Here is a 21,495-nt window from a genome sequence, read left to right on the forward strand (position 1 = left end):
GCAACGATGAAAATCCGGTATTACTTGATGGCGTTCCTGCTGCCGTTCGTCACGCTGCTGACGCACGCGGCAATCACCGGGGTCAGTCCGATGACGACCCTGAGCAACATGGCGACGGCGATGGCCGAAGCCGTGGCCGACCCGCTGCCGCTGCAGGGGCCCGGCCTGGGCAATCTCACCTACACCTCGGCGGAGCTGTTCAAGCCGGTCTCGATGATCACGAGCGCCGCGCACCCGCTGGACCCGGCGCACAGCAGCGCCTACGAGTCGCGAGAGGTGCCCGCCACCTACCCGGGCCGCAAGGACTACGGCATGAACGCGGGCATCATGATCAACGGCTACTTCCTGACGTCCTTCGCGCCGGACAGCGGCCTCGGCCCGGGCGGCTTCCTGCTGTACGACATCTCGAACCCCCGTCAGATCAAGCTCGTGAAGAAGATCTACGAGCCCGAGGGCCGCACGCAGGAGTTCCGCGAGACGCACTCCTTCGGCACCGCGAAGATCGGCGGCAAGACCTACGTCACGCTGCCCAGCATCAACGGCATCGAATTCTGGGACTTCACCGACGTCAACGACATCAAGCAGGTGAAGAAGCTCGCGCTGCCCGGCGTCAACGGCGGCGACTACGAGAACGTGGCCTGGCAGCTGTGGTGGCAGGCGCCCTACGTGTACGTGGCCTCGGCGGGCCGCGGCATCTTCATCGTCGATGCCTCCGACCCGGCCAACGCTGTGGTGGCGAACCGCGGCGCGAACAAGCCCAACCCGGTACCCACGGGCGAACTCGGCGGCTTCCGCGTCGGCCCGATCTTCACCATCGGCAACCACATGGTGCTGAGCTCGATGGACAACACCGCGGGCTTCTCCAGCCTCGACATCTCCGATCCGCTGAACCCCAAGGTGCTGGACGCGATCGGCTCCAACCCCAACTACTACGCCACCTGCTTCGACGGCAAGACCCTGCACGCATCGGCGCGCGGCGGCGGCGCCAAGATGTACAGCTACGACCTGAGCGACCGGTCCAAGTTCGTGGCCGAGGACAACCGCCTCGTCGTCGACGAGCAGCTCTACTGCGCCACGCAGGACAGCTACGTCTTCCAGGGCGCGCAGACGCGCATCCACAAGGTCGACGTGAGCAATCCGCTGAACCACGTCGAGGTGGGCCGCGGCAGCATCCTGCGCGAGGACGATCCGAACTTCTCGCACTCGGACAACGGCCAGGTCGCCGTCTTCGGCAACCTGGTGTTCGTGGGCAACGACCACGGCTCGGGCAGCGGCTTCATCGTGCACCAGGTCGACCCCGACACCACCAAGCCGGAGGTGCGGCAGGTCTCGCCCGCCAACAACGCGAAGCAGCAGGCGCTGACCTCGCGCATCGGCCTGGGCATGAGCGACAGCATCCTGCCCGAGAGCGTGAACTCCAACACCTTCATCGTGCGCCCGGTGGGCGGCAACACGCTGGCGGGCACCTACAGCGTGCAGCTGGGCATCATCAACTTCCACCCCGCGCAGCCGCTGCAGCCCGGCACCAGCTATGAAGTGTTCCTGCCGGCCAACGGCGTGAAGGACTATGCGGGCAACGCCATCGCCGCGGACTACAAGTCGGTGTTCCACACCGGCAACGCCGCCGAGATCGGCCTGATGCACCACTGGACGCTGGCGGGCAACCTCTCCGACCAGATCGGCAACAACAACGGCACGCCCGCCACCGGCGACGCCTTCGAGAGCATCGGCCTGAACTTCGCGAACCGCACGGCGGGCGTGACGCTCAAGAGCGACAGCGTGGCGACCGTGCTCGGCGGCAGCGCCTCGGTGAGCCTCTACATGAAGACCACGCAGGCCGGCGGAGCCAACTCCTGGACGGCGCCCGGCATCTTCGGACGCGACCAGTCCGGCGGCGCCGACGATGTCTTCTGGGGCTGGCTCGACAACGGCGGGCGCATCAAGCTCTCGGTGGGCAACGATGCCGGCACCGTCTCCACCGCGGCGGTGAACGACGGCAACTGGCACCACGTGGTGATGACGCGCGACGCCGCCTCCGGCGCGCAGGCCCTGTACGTGGACGGCGTGAAGACCACCTCCACCGGCCCCACAGGCAACAAGGGCCTGTCGAACAAGTTCGCCGTGCTCGGCCAGATCCAGGGCAACACGGCGCTCTTCAAGGGCACGCTGGCGGAAGTGCGCGTCTACGGCCGCGTGCTGAGCGACACCGACGTGAGCACGCTGCGCAGCCAGGCCATCATCGGCGACCCCGGCATCGGCGGCGGTCCGAAGCTGGTCAACGGCCAGCTGGTGTTCAACCCGGCCACGCTGGGCAGCAGCGGCGCGCAGTACCGCTGGAACTTCGGCGACGGCACGCAGACCGCCTACGCGAACCAGCCGAACTACACCTACACCTACACGCGCCCCGGCCACTTCACGGTGACACTGACGGTGAAGGACGCCAGCGGCCGCGAGACCTTCTACACCTACAACCTCACGGTGATCATGCCGGTGACGCCGAACGCGCCGACGCACAGCACCAACATCGCGGGCGACGCGAACTCGGTGTATTCGGTCAACCCCGACAGCGGCACGGTCGCCGCCATCGACTCGCAGAGCCTCGTCAAGCGCTGGGAAGTGCGCGTGGGCGACGAGCCGAAGACGCTGGCCGTGGGCCCCGACGGGCGCATCTGGGTCACGGTGCAGGGCGAGGACAAGCTGGTGGCGCTCAACGCCGCCGACGGAAGCCTCTCGGCCACCGTGCCGCTGGCCTATGGCAGCGGCCCCTACGGCGTGGCCTTCACGCCCGACGGCACGAAGGGCCTGCTGACGATGGAGAGCAAGTCGATACTGATGAGCTTCAACCCGAGCACCGGCGCCACCACCGGCGCGGTCGCGCTCGACGGCGCGCTGCGCGGCATCGCGGTCGAGTCGGGCTCGCAGGTGGCCTACGTCACGCGCTTCAAGTCGAAGATGACGGGCGGCCAGCTGCACAAGGTGAACCTGCAGAGCATGAGCGCCATGAGCACGATCGCGCTGCCGGTGGACACCACCACGATCGACACCGAGAACCGTGCGCGCGGCGTGGCCAACTACCTGAGCCAGGTGGTGATCTCGCCCGACGGCGCCCGTGCGGTGCTGCCCTCGAAGAAGGACAACATCGTGCGCGGCAAATTCCGCGACGGCAACAACCTGGTGCACGACCAGACGGTGCGCTCCATCCTGTCGCAGGTCAACCTGCAGACCGCGGCGGAGGTGTTCGCCGAGCAGATCGACTTCGACGACCGGGCGCCGGCGCGCGCGGCCCTGTTCTCTCCCTCGGGCGACTACCTGTTCGTCGCGCAGATGGAAGGCAACCGCGTCGCCATCGTCGATCCGTACAGCCGCGCGGTGCGCGGCGAGATCAACGCCAGCAGCGCGCCGCACGGCCTGTACCTCGACGCGGTGCGCAAGCGCCTGTTCGTCAACAACTTCCTGGCGCGCTCGGTGACGGTGCATGACGTGGCATCGGTGCTCTCGTCGGAAAACAATGTGCCGACCTTCCTGCAGACGGTGTCGACCGTGGCGGCGGAACCCATGTCGGCGGCGGCGCTGCGCGGCAAGCAGGTGTTCTACAACGCGTCGGACCGCCGCATGAGCAAGGACAACTACATCTCCTGCGCGAGCTGCCATGCGGACGGCGGCGACGACGGCATGGTGTGGGACTTCACCCAGCGCGGCGAAGGCCTGCGCCGCACCATCAGCCTGCAGGGCCGGCGCGGACTGGGCCACGGCAAGCTTCACTGGACGGCCAACTTCGACGAAGTGCAGGACTTCGAGAACGACATCCGCAACGAGTTCGGCGGCCTCGGCTTCCTGACCAACGCGGACTTCGCGGCCACCTCCGACCCGCTGGGCGCGCCCAAGGCCGGCAAGAGCGCGCAGCTCGACGACCTCGCGGCCTACCTGAGCTCGCTGACCAAGTACATGCGCAGCCCGGCGCGTGCGGCGGACGGCAGCCTCAGCGTGGACGCGGCGCGCGGCCAGACCGTGTTCAACACGGCCCAGTGCGCGACCTGCCACACCGGTGCCACCTTCCGCGACGGCGTGCGGCATGACGTGGGCACGATCCAGGCGTCCTCGGGCAAGGGCCTGAACCAGCCGCTGGCGGGCGTGGGCTTCGACACGCCGACGCTGCTGGGCACCTGGAACACCACCGCGTTCTTCCACAACGGCCAGGCGGCCACGCTGCAGGACGTTCTCACGAGCGGCCACGGCAATGCCTCCAGCCTGCCGGCCAACGACGTGGTGGCACTGCGCGAATACGTGCGATCGCTTGACAACGACCCGACGCCGGTGGTCTCGCGCATCCGCTCGAACCACAGCAACCTGTGCGTGAACGTCCGCGGCGCCTCGACGGCGAGCGGCGCGACGGTGGTGCAGTGGCCGTGCGGCAACGACGGCAACGAGCGCTTCACCATGACGCAGACCAACGACGGCTTCGTGCAGTTCAAGGTCGAGCACAGCGGCCTTTGCCTGGCCCAGAGCGGCACCGCGACGACCAACGCCGCGGTGGTGCAGCTGGCCTGCTCGGCCGGCAACACCACGCAGTGGAGCCTGGTCGGCTCGACCCTGCGCAACCGGGCCTCGGGCTCGTGCCTGGACGTGCCGAACAATGCGACGACGCAGGACACGGCGCTGATCACCTGGACCTGCAACGGCGGCAACAACCAGAACTGGACGCAGCTTCAGTAGACCTCCAGGCTTCGCGCACTTCGTGTCGCTTCGCCACCCCCTTCCGGGGGCAACACCTGCGGCCCGGCTAAACCGGTTCCGCGGTGGCACTGGGCTCACCCCCAGGCTTCGCGCACTTCGTGTCGCTTCGCCAACCCCCTTCCGGGGGCAACACCTGCGGCCCGGCGAAGCCGGTTCCGCGATGTTCCACGAAGGAGCCGCCCGTTTTCACGGGCGGCTTTTTTTCTTTGTGGCGTTGCATCTGCTGCGCGCCGGCCATGACCTCCCACGTCATGGACCGTGCGCAGGCGCTCTGGGAAAGTACGTCCATCGAGGAAGCAACCAGTGCCTCGATTCACCAACCAACCAGGAGAAAACACATGACCGGCTTCAACATCCTTCCCCTCGCAGTGGCCCTGCTGATCGGCGTCGCAGCCCTCGGCTCGTGCCTGGGCATCGGACTGGTCGGCCAGAAGTTCCTCGAGAGCACCGCGCGCCAGCCCGAGCTGGTCGACACGCTGCAGACCAAGTTCTTCCTGGTGGCGGGCGTGACCGACGGCGCGTTCATCATCGCCACCGGCATCGGCCTGTGGTTCGCGACCGCCAACCCCTTCGGCTGAGCAGGAAGGAGACGGCGCATTGGCACCATTCGTGCTAGCACTGTTGACACCAAATTGTTTACAGCTAAAGTATTTAGCTATCAACGGTTTGATGTCGCCGGTGCCGCATGGGGCGGTGCCGGTGCGTTGTCTGCATCCTTCCCGCCGGAGAATCCATGCGCCACCTGCCCCCGAAGTCGCCCGCGCTGCCGCGCACCCTGCTCTCGCTGCTGCTGTGCGGCTCGGTCCTCGCCACCGCGGTGTCCGCCACCGCCGCCCCCGTCAAGGTGGGCCTGGCCCTCGACATCTCCGGACCTTTCGCGGCGTTGGGCGCCGAGGCGCGCGACGGCTTCGCGCTCGGCATCAAGCAGCTGGGCGGCAAGCTCGGCGGGCAGGACGTCGAGTTCGTGCAGGCCGACATGGCCGGCAGCCCCGACCAGGCCAAGCAGCTGGTCGACCGCATGATCCAGCGCGACAAGATCGACCTGTTCAGCGGCCCCATCGGCTCCAACGTGGCGCTGGCCGTGGGCCCGACCCTCTTCAACGCCAAGGTGCCGTATCTCTCGGCCAACGCCGGCCCGAGCCAGTTCGCCGGCGCGCAGTGCAATGCCTACTTCTTCGGCACCGCCTACCAGAACGACCAGTTCCACGAGGCCGCAGGCAAGTTCGCGCAGGACCGGGCCTTCAAGAAGATCGTGCTGATCGCTCCCAACTACCCGGCCGGCAAGGACGCGCTGGGCGGCTTCAAGCGCCAGTTCAAGGGCCAGGTGGCCGACGAGCTCTACACCAAGCTCGGCCAGATCGACTACGCGGCCGAACTCGCGCAGCTGCGCGCGGCCAAGCCCGACTCGATCTACTTCTTCCTGCCCGGCGCGATGGGCATCAACTTCATCAAGCAGTTCGTGGGTGCGGGCCTGTCGAAGGACATCACGCTCGTGACCAGCGGCTTCTCGGCCGACGAGGACGTGATCGGCGCCGTGGGCGAGCCCATGCTCGGCCTGTTCAACACCTCGCACTGGGCGCACGACCTCGACAACGCCGCCAACAAGGCATTCGTGGCCGCGTTCCGCAAGGAATACAACGGCCGCTACCCGTCGGTGTATGCGGCGCAGGCCTATGACGCGATCCTCGCGATGGACGCCGCCGTGAAGCAGGCCGGCGGCAACGCGCAGAACCGCGAGGCCGTGGTGGCCGCGCTGAAGAAGGCCAACTACGCATCGACGCGCGGCAGCTTCAAGTACGCGAACAACCACTTTCCCATCGAGAACTTCTACCTGCGCGTGATCGGCAAGGACGCACAGGGCAAGGTCACGAACAAGCTGATCAACACGGTGCTGACCAACTACGGCGACTCCTACGCCGACAAGTGCGGGCTGAAGTAGCTCGCCCCCAGGCTTCGCGCACTTCGTGTCGCTTCTCCCACCCCCTACCGGGGGCGACACCTGAGGCCCGGCAAAGCCGGTTCCTCGGTGTCTCCCGAATGAATGCGGGCAACCCTCCTGATGGTTCTATGAGTGGAATTCTTGTTCTCGAGCAGCTGCTCAACGGCCTCGGCTACGGGCTGATGCTGTTCCTGCTGGCTGCGGGGCTCACGCTGGTGTTCGGCATCATGGATGTGCTGAACCTGGCGCACGGCTCGCTCTTCATGGCCGGCGCCTACGTGGCGGCCGAGGCGCACACGCGCACCGGCTCGTTCTCGGCGGCCATCGTCATCGCGGTGGCAGTCACGGTGGTGGTGGCGCTGCTGCTCGAGGTGCTGCTGATGCGGCGGCTCTACACGCGCGACCATCTCGCGCAGGTGCTCGCCACCTTCGGCGTGATCCTGGTGGCCGACGACATCGTGAAGATGGCCTGGGGCCCTTCGCCGGTGATGGCGCCGACGCCCGCCGCGCTCTCGGGCCCGATCGACCTCGTGGAGGGCCTGCCCTACCCGGCCTATCGCCTCGTGATTCTCGTCGGCGGCCTGCTGGTGGCGCTGGCGCTGTACCTGCTGGTGAACCACACGCGCATCGGCATGCGGGTGCGCGCGGGCGCGTCCGACCGGCCCATGGCCGAGCTGATGGGCGTGCGCGTGGGCCGCATCTTCAACGGAGTGTTCCTTCTCGGCGCGGCGCTGGCCGCGCTGGCGGGCGCGCTGATGGGGCCCATCGTCGCGGTGCAGGTCGGCATGGGCGAGGCGATCCTGATTCCGGCGCTCGTGGTGCTGGTGATCGGCGGCATCGGTTCGGTGCGCGGCGCCTTCGTGGCCGCACTGCTCGTGGGCGTGGTCGACACCGTGGGCCGCGCCTTCGTGCCGATGCTGCTGCGCGCCACGCTGCCGCCTTCGACCGCGGCCGACCTGGGCCCGCTGTTCGCCGAGGTCGCGATGTACGCGCTGATGGTGGTCGTCCTCATCTTCCGGCCCTCCGGGCTCTTCTCGGCACGCGCATGAAGACATCGTCAAGCTACATCGGCCTCGGGCTGCTCTTCGTGCTGCTCGCGGCGTTTCCGCTGGTCGCGCCCGTCTTCGGGCTCGAGTTCTACATCGGCTTCGTGCGGCGCGTGCTCATCGTGGCGCTGGCGGCCGCGAGCCTCAACTTCATCCTCGGCTTCGGCGGCATGGTGGCGCTGGGGCACGCGGGCTTCATCGGCGTGGGGGCGTACACGGTGGTGGCGCTCAGCGACGCGGGCGTGATGTCGGGCTGGCTCATGTGGCCCGCGGCCGCGCTCGTGGCCGGCATCGTCGCCGCGCTGATCGGCACGGTGGCGCTGCGCACGCGCGGCGTGTACTTCATCATGACCACGCTGGCCTTCGCGCAGATGCTGTACTTCGTGGTGGTGTCGCTGCGCCGCTATGGTGGCGACGACGGCTACACGCTGATGTCGCGCCCCACGCTGCTGCCGGGCCTCGACCTGGGCAGCGAGGCGAACTTCTACTGGGTGGTGCTGGCGATCGTGGCGCTCGCGCTGTGGTGGCTGCACCGCGCGACGCGCTCGCGCTTCGGCCATGCGCTGATGGGCATCCGCGACAACGAGACGCGCATGCGGGCGCTGGGCTATCCGGTGTTCCGGCTGCAGCTGGTGGCCTTCACCATCGCGGGCGCCATCGCGGGGCTGGCCGGCGCCCTGCTCGCAGGCGGCAACGGCTTCGTCAGCCCGGCGACGATGCACTGGACGCAGTCGGCCACGCTCCTGGTGATGGTGGTCATCGGCGGGCTCGGGCGCAGCTGGGGCGGGCCGGTGGGTGCCGCCGTCTGGCTGGTGCTCGAAGAAGCCTTGAAGCAGCACACGGAGCATTGGCACATGCCGCTGGGGCTGCTGCTGATCGCCGTGGCGTTGTGGGCACCCAAGGGACTGGCCGCACTGTACAAGCGCCGCATGCCCCTCACCCCAACCCTCTCCCCAGAGGGGCGAGGGAGCAAGTCATGAGCCTTTTCAGAATCGAAGGTCTGGTCAAGCGCTTCGGCGGACTGCTGGCGACCGACCATGTGAGCCTCACCGTGGAACGCGGCGAAGTGCATGCGCTGATCGGACCGAACGGCGCCGGCAAGACCACGCTGGTGAACCTGATCACCGGCCTGCTGAAGGCCGATGCCGGGCGCATCCTGCTCGACGAGGTCGACATCACGAAGCTGAAGGACCACCAGCGCGTGGCCGCCGGCATGTCGCGCTGCTTCCAGGTGACGCGCGTGTTCCCGAAGGAGACCGTGCACGACAACCTGATGCTCGCGGCGCAGGCCCATGCGGGCAGCAGCCTGCGCTTCATGGCGCCGCGCGCGAAGGAGCGCGACCTCGTCGATCGCGCCATGGCGCTGGCTGACCGCGTCGGCCTCGGCGCCGAGCGCACACGCATCGCGGGCACGCTGCCGCACGGCGCGCAGCGCGCGCTCGACGTGGCGCTGGCGCTCGCTGCCGAACCCAAGCTGCTGCTGCTCGACGAACCGATGGCGGGCATGGGCCCCGACGAATCGGCGCGCATGGTGGAGCTGATCGAATCGCTGCGCGCGTCGATGGCCATCCTGCTGATCGAGCACGACATGGACGCGGTGTTCCGCCTCGCCAACCGGCTCACCGTGCTGGTGCAGGGCAAGGTGCTGATGAGCGGCACGGCCGACGAAGTGCGGGGACACCCCGACGTGCAGGCCGTCTACCTCGGCACCGAAGCAGAGGGGCATACATGACTCGCCCCCAGGCTGCGCGCACTTCGTGTCGCTTCGCCCACCCCCTTCCGGGGGCAACACCTGCGGCCCGGCGGAGCCGGTTCCACGGTGTTTCCCGAGCTGAAAACGCCCGCTTCGAACGGCCGTGAACGACGAGACACCGAGATGCTGCTAGAAGCGAAATCCATCGAAGCCGGCTACGGCGCAAGCCAGGTGCTGTTCGGCATCGACCTCGACATCCGCCCCGGCGAAGTGCTCGCGCTGCTCGGGCGCAACGGCATGGGCAAGAGCACGCTGCTGAAGGTGCTGACTGGCACGCTCCCGCCGATGCGCGGCAGCGTGCACTTCGGCGGCGCGGCCATCGGCGGCCACAAGCCCGACGCCATCGCGCGCCGCGGCGTGGCCATCGTGCCCGAGGGCCGGCACGTGTTTCCGAACCTCAGCGTCGACGAGCACCTGCGCGCCTTCGCAAGGCCGCGCCCCGGCGGCGCGCCGCGCTGGACACTCGATGCGCTCTACGGCCTGTTCCCCCGCCTGTCGGAACGCAAGGCCAACGCTGGCAACCAGCTCTCGGGCGGCGAGCAGCAGATGCTGGCCATCGCGCGGGCGCTGTCGACGCACCCGCGCCTGCTGATCCTCGACGAAGCCACCGAAGGCCTGGCCCCGGTGATCCGCGAGGAGATATGGAACTGCATCGCCACGCTCAAGGCGGAAGGCGAGGCGATCCTGGTGGTCGACAAGTACGTGCAGCGCCTGCTGCCGCTGGCCAACCGCCATGTGATCCTCGAACGCGGACGCGTGGTGTGGCAGGGCGACTCGGCCGCGCTGGATGCCGACCGGTCGTTGTGGACGCGCTACCTGGGCGTGTAGCAGCGGCTTCGCCGCGTGCTCACGGCTGCTGCGGCCGGCGCGCCAGGAAGTAGACCCAGGCCTCGTCGTTGCGGCCGATGCGCTCCATCTCCCAGCAGGGATGCAGCCCGGCCGCCACGAGCGCCGCGGCGAACCGCTCCTTCTCCCAGCACACGGTGTGGTAGTCGCCGTGCTTCTCGCCTTCGCCGACGCGCATGGACACCAGGAAGACGCCGCCGGGCCTGAGCGCGCCGAAGATCTTGTGCAGCACCGCGGCGACCTGCACGCGATCGACGTGGATCAGCACGCACATCGCGAGGACCGCGTCGTAGGGCCCGCCCAGCGCATCGGTGACGACGTCGAGCAGCTCGCCCTTCCTGCCCCGCTGCGCCTGCAGATCGAGAAATGCCTGGGCCGCGTCGGTGCGACGGACCACCGCGCCCAGGGATTCGACGAAGTCGGCGTCACGCCCCGGTCCGGAGCCGATCTCGAGCACGCTGCCGCCGGCGGGCACGTACTCCATCATCCGCCGCATCGAATCCGCGATTTCGGGCTGCAGCGGGTGCTCGGCCACGATCGCGTTGTATTCGCGGGCATGCGCATCGTAGGACTGGATGGTGCGGCGCGATCTCTCCAGCGCCTGTGCAGGGACCTTCATGAGCAGCCTTTCCGGTCCCATCGGACATCCGGCGGGACCTGGATGGACAGTCTAGGCCCACGAGGAAAGCGGCCTAGGCATTGAGCGGTGCCGCCGTGTGCGCGGGCCGCAGCGCACGCAGGGCCAGCACCAGCACGACGGCCGAGCAGCACGCGATGCCCGCCACCATCGGCAGCGGCGTGCCATCGGCGAACGGCGACACCAGCGCCACCATCACCGCGCCGCCCGCGAAGTTCAGCGTGCCGAGCAGCGCCGAAGCCGTGCCGGCGCGCGCGGCATGCCCTTCCATCGCGACCACGAATGCCGAAGGCACGATCACGCCGTTGAGCCCGTAGACGACCACCAGCATGCCGACCAGCACGTCGAGCCGGTCGACGCCCGCCAGTGTCAGCACCAGCAGCAGCCCCGTGACGGCGGCATGCGCAATGACGGCCGTGCGCAGCACGCGCCGGATGCCGAAGCGCGCGGCGAGCCATCCGTTGGCCTGCGAGACCGCGATCATCGACACCGCATTCGACGCGAACAGCAAGGCGTACATGCGTGGGGAAATGCCGTAGTGCGTGCTCATCACGAACGACGAGTTCGCGACGTAGACGAAGAAGCCCGACAGCGTGAGCGAGGCCATGAAAGCCACGGCAAGGAAGTGCCTGTCGCGCAGCAGGGCGCCATAGGCGGCCATCGCGCCGCGCAGGCTGCCCTGCGCACGCGCGGCGGGCGGCCGTGTCTCGGGCAGCAGCACCGCCACCATCGCCGCGGCAAGCACCGCCAGCGCACCGATCACCCAGAACACCGCGCGCCAGCTCGCGGCCTCGGCCACGAAGCTGCCCACCAGCGGCGCCAGGATCGGCGACACGCTGTAGACCAGGATCAGCAGCGACATCAGCCGCGCCGCCTCGGTGCCGGTGTGCAGGTCGCGCACCACCGCGCGCGGCGTCACCATGCATGCGCAGGCGCCGAGCCCCTGCAGGAAGCGGAAGGCGATCAGCACGCCGATGTCCGGTGCCAGCGCACAGCCGATGCTCGCCGCGACGAACACGGCAAGGCCCACGTACATCGGCCGCTTGCGTCCGAACATGTCGGACAGCGGACCGGCCACCAGCTGGCCCGCGCCGGTCGCGATGAAGAAAGCCATCAGGCTGGCCTGCACCGAATGCACATCGGCGCCGAGCGCATGGCCGATGGCAGGCAGCGCGGGCAGGTACATGTCGATGGCGGAAGGTCCGATCGCGGTGAGCAGGCCCAGCACGATGGCGTAGCGTGAAAGTTGATCGTTCGATGAGGACATGAGCCGATGGTCGCGCGTCGAACTGAATGATTGAATAATGAAGAGACCGCTTTTCTTATTCATTCGTACACAAGAAGCCATGGATCCCCTGTCCGATGTGCTGTCGATGCTCACGGTGAACAGCACGCTCTCCTCGCGCTTCGAGGGACGCGGCCGCTGGGCATTCCGCTATCCGCACTACGACTCGCACATCAAGCTCGGCGGCGTGCTGACGGGCCGGGTGAGGCTGCAGATCGAGAACAGGGGCCCGGCGGTCCTGCTGGAGACGGGCGACTTCTACCTGCTGACGAACGGCCAGCCTTTCACCTCCTCCAGCGATCCGCCGGGCCCGGTGCAGGACGGCATGCAGGTCAGCCGCGACCACCGCGGGCCCGACGGCGTGCTGCGCTACGACGGCCGCGGTGCAGGCGACGCCGAGCCGGTCAGCATGGCGAGCGGCCGCTTCACGCTCGACAGCGAAGCCGGCGAACTGCTGCTGCGCCACCTGCCGCCGCTGATCCACCTGCGCGCGAGCGACCCCGGCGCGCGGCCGCTCGTGGGGCTGCTCGACCTGCTGGGCTGGGAGACGGCCGAGATGCGGCCGGGCGCGTCGATCGCCCGCACGAATCTCGCCTCGCTGGTGCTGGTTCAGGCCTTGCGCGTGTACCTGGCGAATGCGCCGCAGCCCGAAGGCTGGCTGGGCGCGATGGCGGACGCGCGCATCGGCCAGGCCCTGTCGCGCATGCACGGAGACATCGCGCACCCATGGACCGTCGAACGCCTCGCGCAGTCGGCGGGCATGTCGCGCACCGCCTTCGCGGTGCGCTTCAAGTCACTGACGGGATCGACGCCGCTCGACTACCTGGGCGGCTGGCGCATGACGGTGGCGCGCAACGCGCTGCGGCACAGCGACGAGGCCATTGCGCGCATCGCCGAGCGCATCGGCTACCAGTCGGAAACCGCCTTCAGCGCCGCCTTCCGGCGGATGGTGGGCGAAAGCCCCGGGCGCTTTCGCACGCTGAGTCGGGGCGCGGCTACACCGAGCGCGTGATGCCGCCATCCACGCGCAGGTTCTGGCCGGTGATGTAGCCCGCGCCTTCGGATGCGAGAAAGCCGATGACGGCGGCGATCTCGCTGCTCCTGCCATAGCGGCCCATCGGAATGCGCGAACGGAACTCGGCCTTCTCGGGCAGGCTGTCGATGAAGCCGGGCAGCACGTTGTTCATGCGCACGTTCTTCGCTGCATAGGTGTCTGCGAAGAGCTTGGTGAAGGCCGCCAGGCCGGCGCGGAACACGCCCGAGGTGGGGAACACCGGGTCGGGCTCGAAGGCCGCGAAGGTGGAGATGTTGATGATCGCGCCGCCGCCCTGCTGCACCATGAGCGGCGCGACGAGCCGCGCGGGACGCACAGCGCTCAGCAGGTAGACGTCCATGCCGCGGTGCCAGTCTTCGTCGGTGATGTCGAGGATGGGCGCGCGCGGGCCGTGGCCTGCGCTGTTGACCAGCACGTCGACGCGGCCCCACTGGGCCACGACCTTGTCGACGAGGCGCCTGAGGTCGTCGTTCGACTGGTTGGAGCCGGTCACGCCGATGCCGCCGAGTTCGGCGGCCAGCGCCTCGCCCTTGCCCGACGACGACAGGATGGCTACGCGGAAGCCGTCGTCCGCGAGCTTGCGCGCTGCTGCGGCACCCATGCCGCTGCCGCCCGCGGTGACGATGGCTACTTTTTTCTGGTCTTCAGAAGACATTCGTGATTCCTTGGTTCATGCGAGAGACCGCATTTAGCCAAGGAATCCGGTCTCCTGCCAGATGAGGCCGAGGGCCGGTGAGGGCCGGGCGATGTCAGGCCGCAGGCAGGGTCGCCTGCATCGAAGCCCGCCGGTTGAACGCCTCGAACCACTTCGCGCTGTTCGGCGCCGCGGTGCGCCAGTCCACGGAGGGAAAGCGGAAGTCCATGTAGCCCAGCGCGCAGCCGAAGGCGATGGTGCCGATGTCGACGCGGTCGCCGAAGGAAGGCGCGGCGGTCTCCAGCCATTCGAGGCCGGTGTGCACCTTGGCGAGCTGGCCCTCGGTCCAGTCGGGCCAGCGCAGCTCCTCGGGGCGCAGCACGTTCTCGTAGCGTGCGAGCAATGCGGCGCCGGTCATGCCGTCGGCCAGCGCGAGTTCGGTGAGGCGCGCCCAGCGTTCGGAGCCGTCGGCCGGGAACAGCTTGCCCGACTGCGTGGCGTTCAGGTACTCGCAGATCACGCGGCTGTCGAACAGCACCTGGCCTTCATCGGTGATGAAGGTCGGCACCTGGCCGAGCGGGTTCTTCGGGATGATGGTGGCGTCGCGCTTCACCGGGCCGGCCGCGCTGGGCAGCTTCTCGATGCGGTCGGCGATGCCCAGTTCGTGGGCCACGACCATGCATTTGCGCACGAAGGGGGAAGCGGGGGAGAAGAAGATTTTCATGACGATGTCGGGAGCTTGTGTTTCAGACGCGTGCCTCGCAGCCGTGGGCCAGGTGCATGCCTGCGACCCAGCCGAAGGTTAGCGCGGGTCCGAGGGTGATGCCGGGTGCGGGGTACTCGCCGCCCATCACCGAGTGCATGTCGTTGCCCGCGACGTAGAGGCCGGCGATGGGCGCGCCCTGCGCGTCGAGCACGCGGGCGTTGCCGTCGGCGCGGATGCCGAGCGCCGTGCCGATGTCGCCCGGGTACACCTTCACCGCATAGAACGGTGCCTTCTGCACCGGCGCGAGGCAGGCGTTGGGTTGATGGTCGGGGTCGCCGAGGTAGCGGTTGTAGGCGTCGCCGCCCTTGCCGAAGGCCGGGTCCTGGCCCTGCGCGGCGGGCGGGTTGTATGCGGCGACCGTGCGCACGAGGCCGGCCGGGTCCACGCCCGCCTGCTTCGCCAGGCCTTCCAGCGTATCGGCGCGCAAGAGGTAGCCCGCCCGCACGAGGTGCTCGCGCGGGCGCCCGCCGGGCAGCGCCAGGCCCAGGCCCCACTTCTCGACGAAGTCGCTGTCGCACACCAGCAGCGCTGGAATGGCCGGCGCCTTTTCATTCGCGCGGTACATGCCGCGCACGAACTCGTGGTACGAGGTCGATTCGTTGACGAAGCGCTCGCCGCGCGCATCGACCGCGATGAGGCCCGGCTTGGCGCGGTCCCACACCAAGTGCGGATAGCCCAGCACGCTGCCGTCGGGCCGCGTGAGCAGCGACACCGGCGCCCACAGCGCCGGACCCGCGTGGCCGGTGCCGAGCGTCCCTCCGGCATCGCGCACCATGGCGATGCCCTCGCCCGTGTTGTCCTGCGGGGACATCGAATACGGCCCCGTGGGCGCCGGATAGTGCTGGCCGCGCAGGGCCGCATTCCAGGGAAAGCCGCCCGTCGCGACGACCACGCCGCGGCGCGCATGCACCGTGATCTCCCTTCCGTCCCGACGAAGCTTCACGCCCGTGACCCTGCCGTCCGCGTCCTGCTCCAGGCCCAATGCCGGCGTGCCGGTCCAGAACGGAATGCCCTCCTTCAGCACGCTGTGGAAGAGCCGGGCCGCCAGCGCATTGCCCAGCAGCACGCGCGTGCCGCGGTGGTGGCCGCTCAGCCGGTCGCCGAAGTAGCGCAGCACCAGCTTCACGCCGTGCTTCCACGAGGCAAGGGAGCGCCAGACGCCGAGCAGATGCTTCACGTCCGTCATGTTGACCATCATCCCGCCGAGCACGCAGAACTCGGGCAGCGGATCGCGCAGGGTCTTGAAGTGAGCGCCGAGCAGGCGGCCGTCGAACTCGATGGGGTCGAGCGAACGTCCGCCCATGGCGGCGCCTTCGCGGTCGGGGTAGTAGTCGGGCGAGTAGGTGCGGGCCGCGAGCTTCACGTCGGTGTGCTCGCGCAGGTAGCGCAGCGCACGCGGACCGGCGTCGAGGAAGGCGTGGCGCAGCGCCTCGTCGCCGGCTGCGCCCACCGTGTTCTGCAGGTAGGTCAGGGCCTTCTCGCGGGTGTCGGGATGGCCGGCTGCTTCCGCCTGGTCGTTGAGGGGCACCCAGACGGCACCGCCCGAGATCGCCGTCGAGCCTCCGATGCGGTCGGTCTTCTCGACCACCAGCACGTCGAGCCCCTCGAGCTTCGCGGTGAGCGCGGCCGAGAGTCCGCCCGCGCCACTGCCGATGACGACGACGTCGTACCCGCTCTTGTCCTGCGGTTCCTGTTGTTGCTGCTGTTGCGCCATCAGGCCCCCGAGCCGCCGAGCGACTTTCCGCCATCGACGAAGAGTACCTGTCCGGTCACGAAGCAGGTCGATGGCGATGCGAAGAAGGCCACCGCGTTGGCGATGTCCTCGGGCCGGCCGGCGGCGCCGGTGGGCTGCAGCGCGAGCTGCGCGGCCAGCCGCTCGGGCGTGAGCGCGCGCAGCAGCGGCGTGTCGATGAGCCCCGGCGCGATGGCGTTCACCATGATGCCGCGCGGTGCCAGCTCCATCGCGCTGGCGCGCGTGTAGCCCACCAGCGCGGCCTTCGAGGCCACGTAGTGCGGATGGTTCTTCGCACCCAGGTAGGCGCGCGACGCGATGTTGACGATGCGTGCGCCGTCCACCATCCTGCGCGCGGCCTCCTGCGTGAGCGTGGCCACGGCCAGCAGGTTGACCTCGTACATGCGGCGGAAGTCGGCGGAGCTCACCTCCAGGAACTTGCGCTCGTCGAAGATGCCCGCGTTGTTGACCAGCGCGGTGAGCGGCGGCAGCGCCTGCACCATCGCGCGCACCGCAGGCTCGTCGGTGAGGTCGATGGCGCGGCAATCCACGTCCAGGCCCGCGGCGCGCAGCGCCTGCGACTCGCGTTCGGCGAGCTCGCCGTTGTAGTCGGCCATCACCACTCGCCATCCGTCGCGTGCCATGCGCTCGACGATGGCGCGGCCCATGCCGCTGGCACCGCCGGTCACGAGGACCAGCGGTTTCTCTTCACTGCTGTTGTTCATGTTCGTTCCGTTGGAAGGCGGCCGTCAGACCGCCAGGTAGCCGCCGTCGACAGGCAGCACCACGCCATTGACGTAGCTCGCCATCGAGGAAGCGAGAAAGACGACCGGCCCCGCGATCTCGTCCGCCTCGCCGTGACGCTTGACGGGCACGCGGCTCAGATACCAGTCGGTGCCGTGCTCGGTCTCGCGCTGCCCTGCCGTCATGTCGGTGACCATCAGGCCCGGCGCCACCGCGTTCACGCGCACGCCGTAGGGCGCGAGGTCGCGCGCCAGCACCTGCGTGAGCGAGCGCACCCCGCCCTTGGCCACCACGTAGCCGGCCGACGAGATGCCCGCACCGAAGGCCACGATAGACGAGAGGTTCACGATGCTGCCCTGCGTGCGCTTGAGCGCGGGCACGAAGGCCTGCGACACGTTGAACACGCCCTGCAGGTTGACCGACATCACGCGGTCCCAGGCTTCGCGCGCGCCGGGCTCGTCGAACTTCGAGCGCGCGGAGATGCCGGCGTTGTTCACCAGGATGTCGATGTCGCCGTGCGACGCGGCGATGCGCGCGGCCAGTGCATCGACCGCCGCGGCGTCGCTCACGTCGACGCTGTCGGCATCGGCGCGGCCGCCAGCTTCGCGGATCGACGCGGACACCTGCCGGGCCACATCGAGGTCGCGGTCCACCACCAGCACATGCGCGCCCTCGGCGGCCATGCGCCGCGCGATGGCTTCACCCAGGCCGCGCGCGGCGCCGGTGACGAGCGCGAGTTTGTCTTCGAGAAGCATGGAATTGCCTTATGGAGATCGTTGAACGTCAATGGTTGGCAGGTCTCTCGCGCAAGCACTTCTTTGCGAGGCGGTCGGAATCCTTTCGCGGAACACCGCGGAACCGGCTTTGCCGGGCCGCGGGTGTCGCCCCCAAGGGGGAAGGCGCGCGCGACACGAAGTGCGCGAACACTGGGGCTGAGCAACATGACTAGACGCCGAGGTAGGCACGGCGCACGGCCTCGTCGTTGGCCAGCTGCGCAGCAGGCCCGTGCAGCGAGATCTCGCCGTTCTCCAGGATGTAGCCGTAGCTCGATACCGCCAGCGCGAGCTGCACGTTCTGCTCGACCAGCAGGATGGTGATCTTCTGTTCGCGGTGCAGCTGCTCGATGATCCCGAACATCTGCTCCACCAGCAGCGGCGACAGTCCCATCGACGGCTCGTCGAACAGCATCACGCGCGGGCGCGCCATCACGGCGCGGCCGATGGCCAGCATCTGCTGCTCTCCGCCCGAGAGCGTGGCGGCCATCTGGCCCTGGCGCTCCTTCAGGCGGGGGAACATCGCGTACACCGCCTCCAGGTCGTTGCGGATGCCCGTGCGGTCGCGCCGCAGGTAGGCGCCAAGGTCGAGGTTCTCGCGCACGCTCATGTCGCGGAACACCTGCCGGCCCTCGGGCACCTGCACGATGCCGCGCTTGACCAGCGCGTCGGAGCCGAGCCTGTCGATGCGCTCGCCCGCGAGCCGCACTTCGCCTTCGGTGCAATCGACGATGTTCGAAATGCAGTTCAGCGTGGTGGTCTTGCCCGCGCCGTTGCTGCCGAGCAGCGCGACGATCTGCCCCTCGGGCACTTCCACCGACACGTCGCACAGCGCCTGGATGCGGCCGTACGCCGCCGAGATGCCGCGCAGCGACAACAGTGCTTCCTCAGCCATGCGCGGCTCCCTTCCCATTCCCCTTGCCCAGATAGGCCTCGATCACGCGCGCATTGCTGCCGATCTCCGAAGGCGTGCCCTCGGCGATCTTCTCGCCGAAGGCCATCACGGTGATGCGATCCGAGATCGACATCACCAGCTGCATCACGTGCTCGACCAGCAGCACGGTGATGCCGTCGCGCGCCACCAGCTCCTTCAGCAGCCGGTCGAGGCTCTCGATCTCGCGGTTGCGCAGGCCGGCGGCGGGCTCGTCGAGCAGCAGCAGCCTGGGCCTGATGGCCAGCGCGCGCGCCAGTTCCAGCAGCTTCTGGCGGCCGAAGTCGAGGTCGCGCGCGGGCTGGTCGCGCTCGTCGGCCAGGCCCACGCGCTCCAGCAGGTGCAGGGCGTAGTCCTCGGTCTCGCGGTCGGGCCGGCGCAGCAGGCGGCCCAGCGTGCCGGCGGCGCGTGCGTGGGTGCCGAGCAGCACGTTCTCCAGCACCGACAGCTCGGCGAAGAGCTCCAGGTTCTGGAAGGTGCGCGCGATGCCCAGCGAGGCCATGCGGTGCGGCGCCACGCGCGTGAGCTCTCGGCCCTCGAAGCTCACGCTGCCGCTGCTGGGCGTGTAGAAGCGCGAGATGCAGTTGAAGGTGGTCGACTTGCCCGCGCCGTTCGGCCCGATCAGCGCGTGGATGCGGCCCTGCTCCACCTGGAACGAGAGGCCGTTCACCGCCTTGAGGCCGCCGAACACCACGCTGATGTCGCGCACGTCGAGGAATGCCGTCGCGCTCATCGCACGGCCTCCTGCACGCTGACCGAGCTCGCGCGGTGCGCCTTGCGGCGCACCGCGAACAGGGATGCCATGCCCTTGGGCAGGAACATCATGAAGAGCATGAGGATGCCGCCGTAGATGATCTCCTGGTACGACGGCGCCTGCCGCAGCAGCTCCGACACCAGGCCGAACACGATGGCTCCCGCCACCGCGCCGCGCACCGAGCCGAGGCCGCCCACCACCACCATCGTGAGGATCAGGATCGTGGTCTGGAAGCCCAGGCTCTCGGGGTGGATGAACGAGGTGAAGAGCGTGTACATGCCGCCCGCCACGCCCGCGAAGGCCGCCGACAGCACGAAGGCCGTGACCTTCACCGCGCGCGTATTCACGCCCATGGCCACGGCCGCCACGTCGCTCTCGCGCACCGCGCGGAAGGCCGAGCCCAGCCGCGATCGCGACAGCGCCACCGTGAGCCACAGCATGGCCGCCGCGATGACCACCACGAAGGGATACGCCTGCAGGTCGTTCATCAGCTGCAGGCCGCCCAGAGACGCCGGCTTCATCTGCATGCCGTTGGAGCCGTTGGTCACCGACTCCCAGTTCAGGAACACCCATTGCATCGCCTCGCCGAAGGCGAAGGTGGCGAGCGCGAGGTAGATGTCGCGCATGCGCAGCGCCAGCAACCCGATGACCCAGCCCAGCGCGGCCGACAGCAGCGCGCCCGCGAGGATGGACACGAAGAACGGCGGCTGCCACTGGTTGTTGATGAGCCCGGCGGTGTAGATGCCGATGCCGAAGAAGGCCGCATGCGAGAGCGCGAACTGCCCCGTCTCGCCGATGACCAGGTGCATGCCGAGCGCGAGCACGGCGAACACCATCAGCAGGTTGACCACGTACAGCACGTAGCCGCTGGTGGTGAAGGGCAGCACCGCGAGCACCAGCGCCATGGCCAGCAGCACCGCGCGGTCGCGCCAGGGGGAGGAAGAGGAAGAAGCCGACGACGCGTTCATACCTTCTTCACCTGCGGCTTGCCGCCCAGCAGGCCCTGCGGGCGCGCCAGCAGCACCACCATGATCGCCACGAAGGGCGCGACCACGATGGCGTTGGACGAAATGAAGAGCCCCACCAGGTTCTCGACGATGCCGATGATGAAGCCGCCCACCACCGCGCCTGGCAGGCTGGTGAAGCCTCCGACGATGGCGGCCGCGTAAGCCAGGATCGCGATGTGGCCGATGTCGGGCGTGATGAGGATCTTGGGCGTGATGAGCAGCGCCGAGATGGCCGAGATGACGCCGGTGAGCGCCCAGATCTGCATGCGGATGCTGCCGAGCTTCACGCCCACGATCTGCGCGCCGCGCGGGTTCATGCCCACCGCGCGCATGGCCTGGCCGGTGCGGGTGCGCGTGAACATCAGGTACAGCAGCACCATCGTCACCAGCGCCGAGCCGAGGATGGCGAGGTCGAGCAGCGTGAGCGAGGCCTGGCCGATGGTGATCGGGTCCTGCGGCACCAGCGAGGGCAGCGAGCGCGGCGTGTCGCCCAGGCCGGTCTTGCGAACCAGGCCCTTGAGCAGGTAGGCGAAGCCCAGCGTGGCGATGACGAGCTGCACGCCCACGCCGCGCGAGGCGGTCACGCGCTGCATCACCGCGCGCTGGAAGAGCGCCGCGAGCAGGGCCGTGACCGCGATGCTCGCGAGCACCGCGCCCCAGTAGGGCCAGCCCCACACCACGAGCGGGAAGAGCGCGGCGTAGCCGCCGGCCATGAAGATCTCGCCCTGCGAGAAGTTGGGCACGTCGGTGGTCTTGAAGACCATGACGATCGCCACCGCGAGCAGCGCGTAGACGCTGCCGGTCACGATGCCGGACAGCACGCCCTGCTGCACGAAAAGCCAGATATCGGAAAGGCTCAT

Annotated in this window: 18 protein-coding genes and 1 pseudogene; 8 read left to right on the forward strand and 11 right to left on the reverse strand. The window is 68.8% G+C overall.

From position 1 onward, the window contains the following. The first annotated feature begins 6 nt into the window (after nucleotides 1-6). The 7 genes and pseudogenes from FHY06_RS16350 to FHY06_RS16380 form a co-directional block, all read left to right on the forward strand. The gene (locus tag FHY06_RS16350) at nucleotides 7-4,713 is read left to right on the forward strand and encodes an RICIN domain-containing protein (protein ID WP_184605788.1); all 4,707 of its coding nucleotides are present in this window, start codon (nucleotides 7-9) and stop codon (nucleotides 4,711-4,713) included. Nucleotides 4,714-5,072: 359 nt separating this feature from the next. Continuing rightward, a complete protein-coding gene (gene atpE / locus FHY06_RS16355; protein WP_012745530.1) occupies nucleotides 5,073-5,312 on the forward strand; it encodes a F0F1 ATP synthase subunit C in 240 nt (79 codons plus the stop codon). A gap of 155 nt (nucleotides 5,313-5,467) precedes the next feature. Continuing rightward, a complete protein-coding gene (locus tag FHY06_RS16360; protein WP_126184046.1) occupies nucleotides 5,468-6,673 on the forward strand; it encodes an ABC transporter substrate-binding protein in 1,206 nt (401 codons plus the stop codon). Between the two features lie 128 nt (nucleotides 6,674-6,801). Then, complete coding sequence (locus FHY06_RS16365) at nucleotides 6,802-7,722, forward strand: branched-chain amino acid ABC transporter permease (protein ID WP_184605789.1); 921 nt, start codon at nucleotides 6,802-6,804, stop codon at nucleotides 7,720-7,722. Next, nucleotides 7,719-8,699, forward strand: a complete 981-nt coding sequence (locus FHY06_RS16370; RefSeq protein ID WP_184605790.1) for a branched-chain amino acid ABC transporter permease — start codon at nucleotides 7,719-7,721, stop codon at nucleotides 8,697-8,699. Before FHY06_RS16365 ends, FHY06_RS16370 begins: the two co-directional genes overlap by 4 nt. Beyond that, on the forward strand, nucleotides 8,696-9,451 hold the full coding sequence (locus FHY06_RS16375; RefSeq protein WP_019655514.1) for an ABC transporter ATP-binding protein: 756 nt from the start codon (nucleotides 8,696-8,698) through the stop codon (nucleotides 9,449-9,451). Before FHY06_RS16370 ends, FHY06_RS16375 begins: the two co-directional genes overlap by 4 nt. A gap of 210 nt (nucleotides 9,452-9,661) precedes the next feature. Next, nucleotides 9,662-10,300 (forward strand): annotated as a pseudogene (locus FHY06_RS16380) (ABC transporter ATP-binding protein); the annotation flags it as partial. A gap of 19 nt (nucleotides 10,301-10,319) precedes the next feature. Here the strand turns inward: FHY06_RS16380 and FHY06_RS16385 are convergent. Then, the gene (locus FHY06_RS16385) at nucleotides 10,320-10,937 is read right to left on the reverse strand and encodes a class I SAM-dependent DNA methyltransferase (RefSeq protein WP_132751962.1); all 618 of its coding nucleotides are present in this window, start codon (nucleotides 10,935-10,937) and stop codon (nucleotides 10,320-10,322) included. Between the two features lie 73 nt (nucleotides 10,938-11,010). Further along, nucleotides 11,011-12,222: a multidrug effflux MFS transporter gene (locus tag FHY06_RS16390; RefSeq protein WP_132751961.1), complete on the reverse strand. Its 1,212-nt coding sequence runs from the start codon at nucleotides 12,220-12,222 to the stop codon at nucleotides 11,011-11,013. Nucleotides 12,223-12,301: 79 nt separating this feature from the next. Here FHY06_RS16390 and FHY06_RS16395 point away from each other — a divergent pair, with 79 nt between their 5' ends. Next, nucleotides 12,302-13,252, forward strand: coding sequence for an AraC family transcriptional regulator (locus tag FHY06_RS16395; protein ID WP_184605792.1), 951 nt, complete (start codon nucleotides 12,302-12,304; stop codon nucleotides 13,250-13,252). On the opposite strand, the gene FHY06_RS16400 is transcribed toward FHY06_RS16395, so the two are convergent. The 9 genes from FHY06_RS16400 to FHY06_RS16440 all read right to left on the reverse strand — a co-directional run bounded on the left by FHY06_RS16400 (nucleotide 13,236) and on the right by FHY06_RS16440 (nucleotide 21,495). Then, nucleotides 13,236-13,949, reverse strand: coding sequence for an SDR family oxidoreductase (locus tag FHY06_RS16400; RefSeq protein ID WP_019655509.1), 714 nt, complete (start codon nucleotides 13,947-13,949; stop codon nucleotides 13,236-13,238). The genes FHY06_RS16395 and FHY06_RS16400 overlap by 17 nt on opposite strands. Nucleotides 13,950-14,043: 94 nt before the next feature. Continuing rightward, complete coding sequence (locus tag FHY06_RS16405; protein ID WP_184605793.1) at nucleotides 14,044-14,652, reverse strand: glutathione S-transferase; 609 nt, start codon at nucleotides 14,650-14,652, stop codon at nucleotides 14,044-14,046. A gap of 22 nt (nucleotides 14,653-14,674) precedes the next feature. After that, nucleotides 14,675-16,408, reverse strand: a complete 1,734-nt coding sequence (locus tag FHY06_RS16410) for an FAD-dependent oxidoreductase (RefSeq protein ID WP_184605794.1) — start codon at nucleotides 16,406-16,408, stop codon at nucleotides 14,675-14,677. After that, on the reverse strand, nucleotides 16,408-17,151 hold the full coding sequence (locus FHY06_RS16415) for an SDR family NAD(P)-dependent oxidoreductase (protein WP_184605795.1): 744 nt from the start codon (nucleotides 17,149-17,151) through the stop codon (nucleotides 16,408-16,410). Before FHY06_RS16415 ends, FHY06_RS16410 begins: the two co-directional genes overlap by 1 nt. A 24-nt stretch (nucleotides 17,152-17,175) precedes the next feature. Beyond that, on the reverse strand, nucleotides 17,176-17,925 hold the full coding sequence (locus tag FHY06_RS16420; protein ID WP_184605796.1) for an SDR family NAD(P)-dependent oxidoreductase: 750 nt from the start codon (nucleotides 17,923-17,925) through the stop codon (nucleotides 17,176-17,178). 190 nt (nucleotides 17,926-18,115) lie between these two features. Then, nucleotides 18,116-18,838, reverse strand: a complete 723-nt coding sequence (locus FHY06_RS16425; protein WP_132751956.1) for an ABC transporter ATP-binding protein — start codon at nucleotides 18,836-18,838, stop codon at nucleotides 18,116-18,118. Further along, nucleotides 18,831-19,607 carry an ABC transporter ATP-binding protein gene (locus tag FHY06_RS16430; protein ID WP_184605797.1) on the reverse strand — a complete coding sequence of 259 codons (777 nt, stop codon included), beginning with the start codon at nucleotides 19,605-19,607 and terminating at the stop codon, nucleotides 18,831-18,833. Before FHY06_RS16430 ends, FHY06_RS16425 begins: the two co-directional genes overlap by 8 nt. Continuing rightward, a complete protein-coding gene (locus FHY06_RS16435) occupies nucleotides 19,604-20,596 on the reverse strand; it encodes a branched-chain amino acid ABC transporter permease (protein WP_184605798.1) in 993 nt (330 codons plus the stop codon). The genes FHY06_RS16430 and FHY06_RS16435 overlap by 4 nt, the downstream gene beginning before the upstream one ends. Continuing rightward, nucleotides 20,593-21,495 carry a branched-chain amino acid ABC transporter permease gene (locus FHY06_RS16440; protein WP_184605799.1) on the reverse strand — a complete coding sequence of 301 codons (903 nt, stop codon included), beginning with the start codon at nucleotides 21,493-21,495 and terminating at the stop codon, nucleotides 20,593-20,595. The genes FHY06_RS16435 and FHY06_RS16440 overlap by 4 nt, the downstream gene beginning before the upstream one ends.

Source organism: Variovorax atrisoli, assembly GCF_014195185.1.
Lineage (GTDB): Bacteria > Pseudomonadota > Gammaproteobacteria > Burkholderiales > Burkholderiaceae_C > Variovorax > Variovorax atrisoli.

Excerpts from the sequence above, each read along its gene's own strand:
- FHY06_RS16430 (WP_184605797.1), bottom strand. The coding sequence starts at position 19,607 with ATGAGCGCGACGGCATTCCTCGACGTGCGCGACATCAGCGTGGTGTTC.
- FHY06_RS16425 (WP_132751956.1), bottom strand. The coding sequence starts at position 18,838 with ATGGCTGAGGAAGCACTGTTGTCGCTGCGCGGCATCTCGGCGGCGTAC.
- FHY06_RS16435 (WP_184605798.1), bottom strand. The coding sequence starts at position 20,596 with ATGAACGCGTCGTCGGCTTCTTCCTCTTCCTCCCCCTGGCGCGACCGC.
- FHY06_RS16395 (WP_184605792.1), top strand. The coding sequence starts at position 12,302 with ATGGATCCCCTGTCCGATGTGCTGTCGATGCTCACGGTGAACAGCACG.
- FHY06_RS16400 (WP_019655509.1), bottom strand. The coding sequence starts at position 13,949 with ATGTCTTCTGAAGACCAGAAAAAAGTAGCCATCGTCACCGCGGGCGGC.
- FHY06_RS16415 (WP_184605795.1), bottom strand. The coding sequence starts at position 17,151 with ATGAACAACAGCAGTGAAGAGAAACCGCTGGTCCTCGTGACCGGCGGT.
- FHY06_RS16385 (WP_132751962.1), bottom strand. The coding sequence starts at position 10,937 with ATGAAGGTCCCTGCACAGGCGCTGGAGAGATCGCGCCGCACCATCCAG.
- FHY06_RS16370 (WP_184605790.1), top strand. The coding sequence starts at position 7,719 with ATGAAGACATCGTCAAGCTACATCGGCCTCGGGCTGCTCTTCGTGCTG.
- atpE (WP_012745530.1), top strand. The coding sequence starts at position 5,073 with ATGACCGGCTTCAACATCCTTCCCCTCGCAGTGGCCCTGCTGATCGGC.
- FHY06_RS16360 (WP_126184046.1), top strand. The coding sequence starts at position 5,468 with ATGCGCCACCTGCCCCCGAAGTCGCCCGCGCTGCCGCGCACCCTGCTC.
- FHY06_RS16375 (WP_019655514.1), top strand. The coding sequence starts at position 8,696 with ATGAGCCTTTTCAGAATCGAAGGTCTGGTCAAGCGCTTCGGCGGACTG.
- FHY06_RS16440 (WP_184605799.1), bottom strand. The coding sequence starts at position 21,495 with ATGAGCCTTTCCGATATCTGGCTTTTCGTGCAGCAGGGCGTGCTGTCC.
- FHY06_RS16350 (WP_184605788.1), top strand. The coding sequence starts at position 7 with ATGAAAATCCGGTATTACTTGATGGCGTTCCTGCTGCCGTTCGTCACG.
- FHY06_RS16390 (WP_132751961.1), bottom strand. The coding sequence starts at position 12,222 with ATGTCCTCATCGAACGATCAACTTTCACGCTACGCCATCGTGCTGGGC.
- FHY06_RS16365 (WP_184605789.1), top strand. The coding sequence starts at position 6,802 with ATGAGTGGAATTCTTGTTCTCGAGCAGCTGCTCAACGGCCTCGGCTAC.
- FHY06_RS16405 (WP_184605793.1), bottom strand. The coding sequence starts at position 14,652 with ATGAAAATCTTCTTCTCCCCCGCTTCCCCCTTCGTGCGCAAATGCATG.
- FHY06_RS16410 (WP_184605794.1), bottom strand. The coding sequence starts at position 16,408 with ATGGCGCAACAGCAGCAACAACAGGAACCGCAGGACAAGAGCGGGTAC.
- FHY06_RS16420 (WP_184605796.1), bottom strand. The coding sequence starts at position 17,925 with ATGCTTCTCGAAGACAAACTCGCGCTCGTCACCGGCGCCGCGCGCGGC.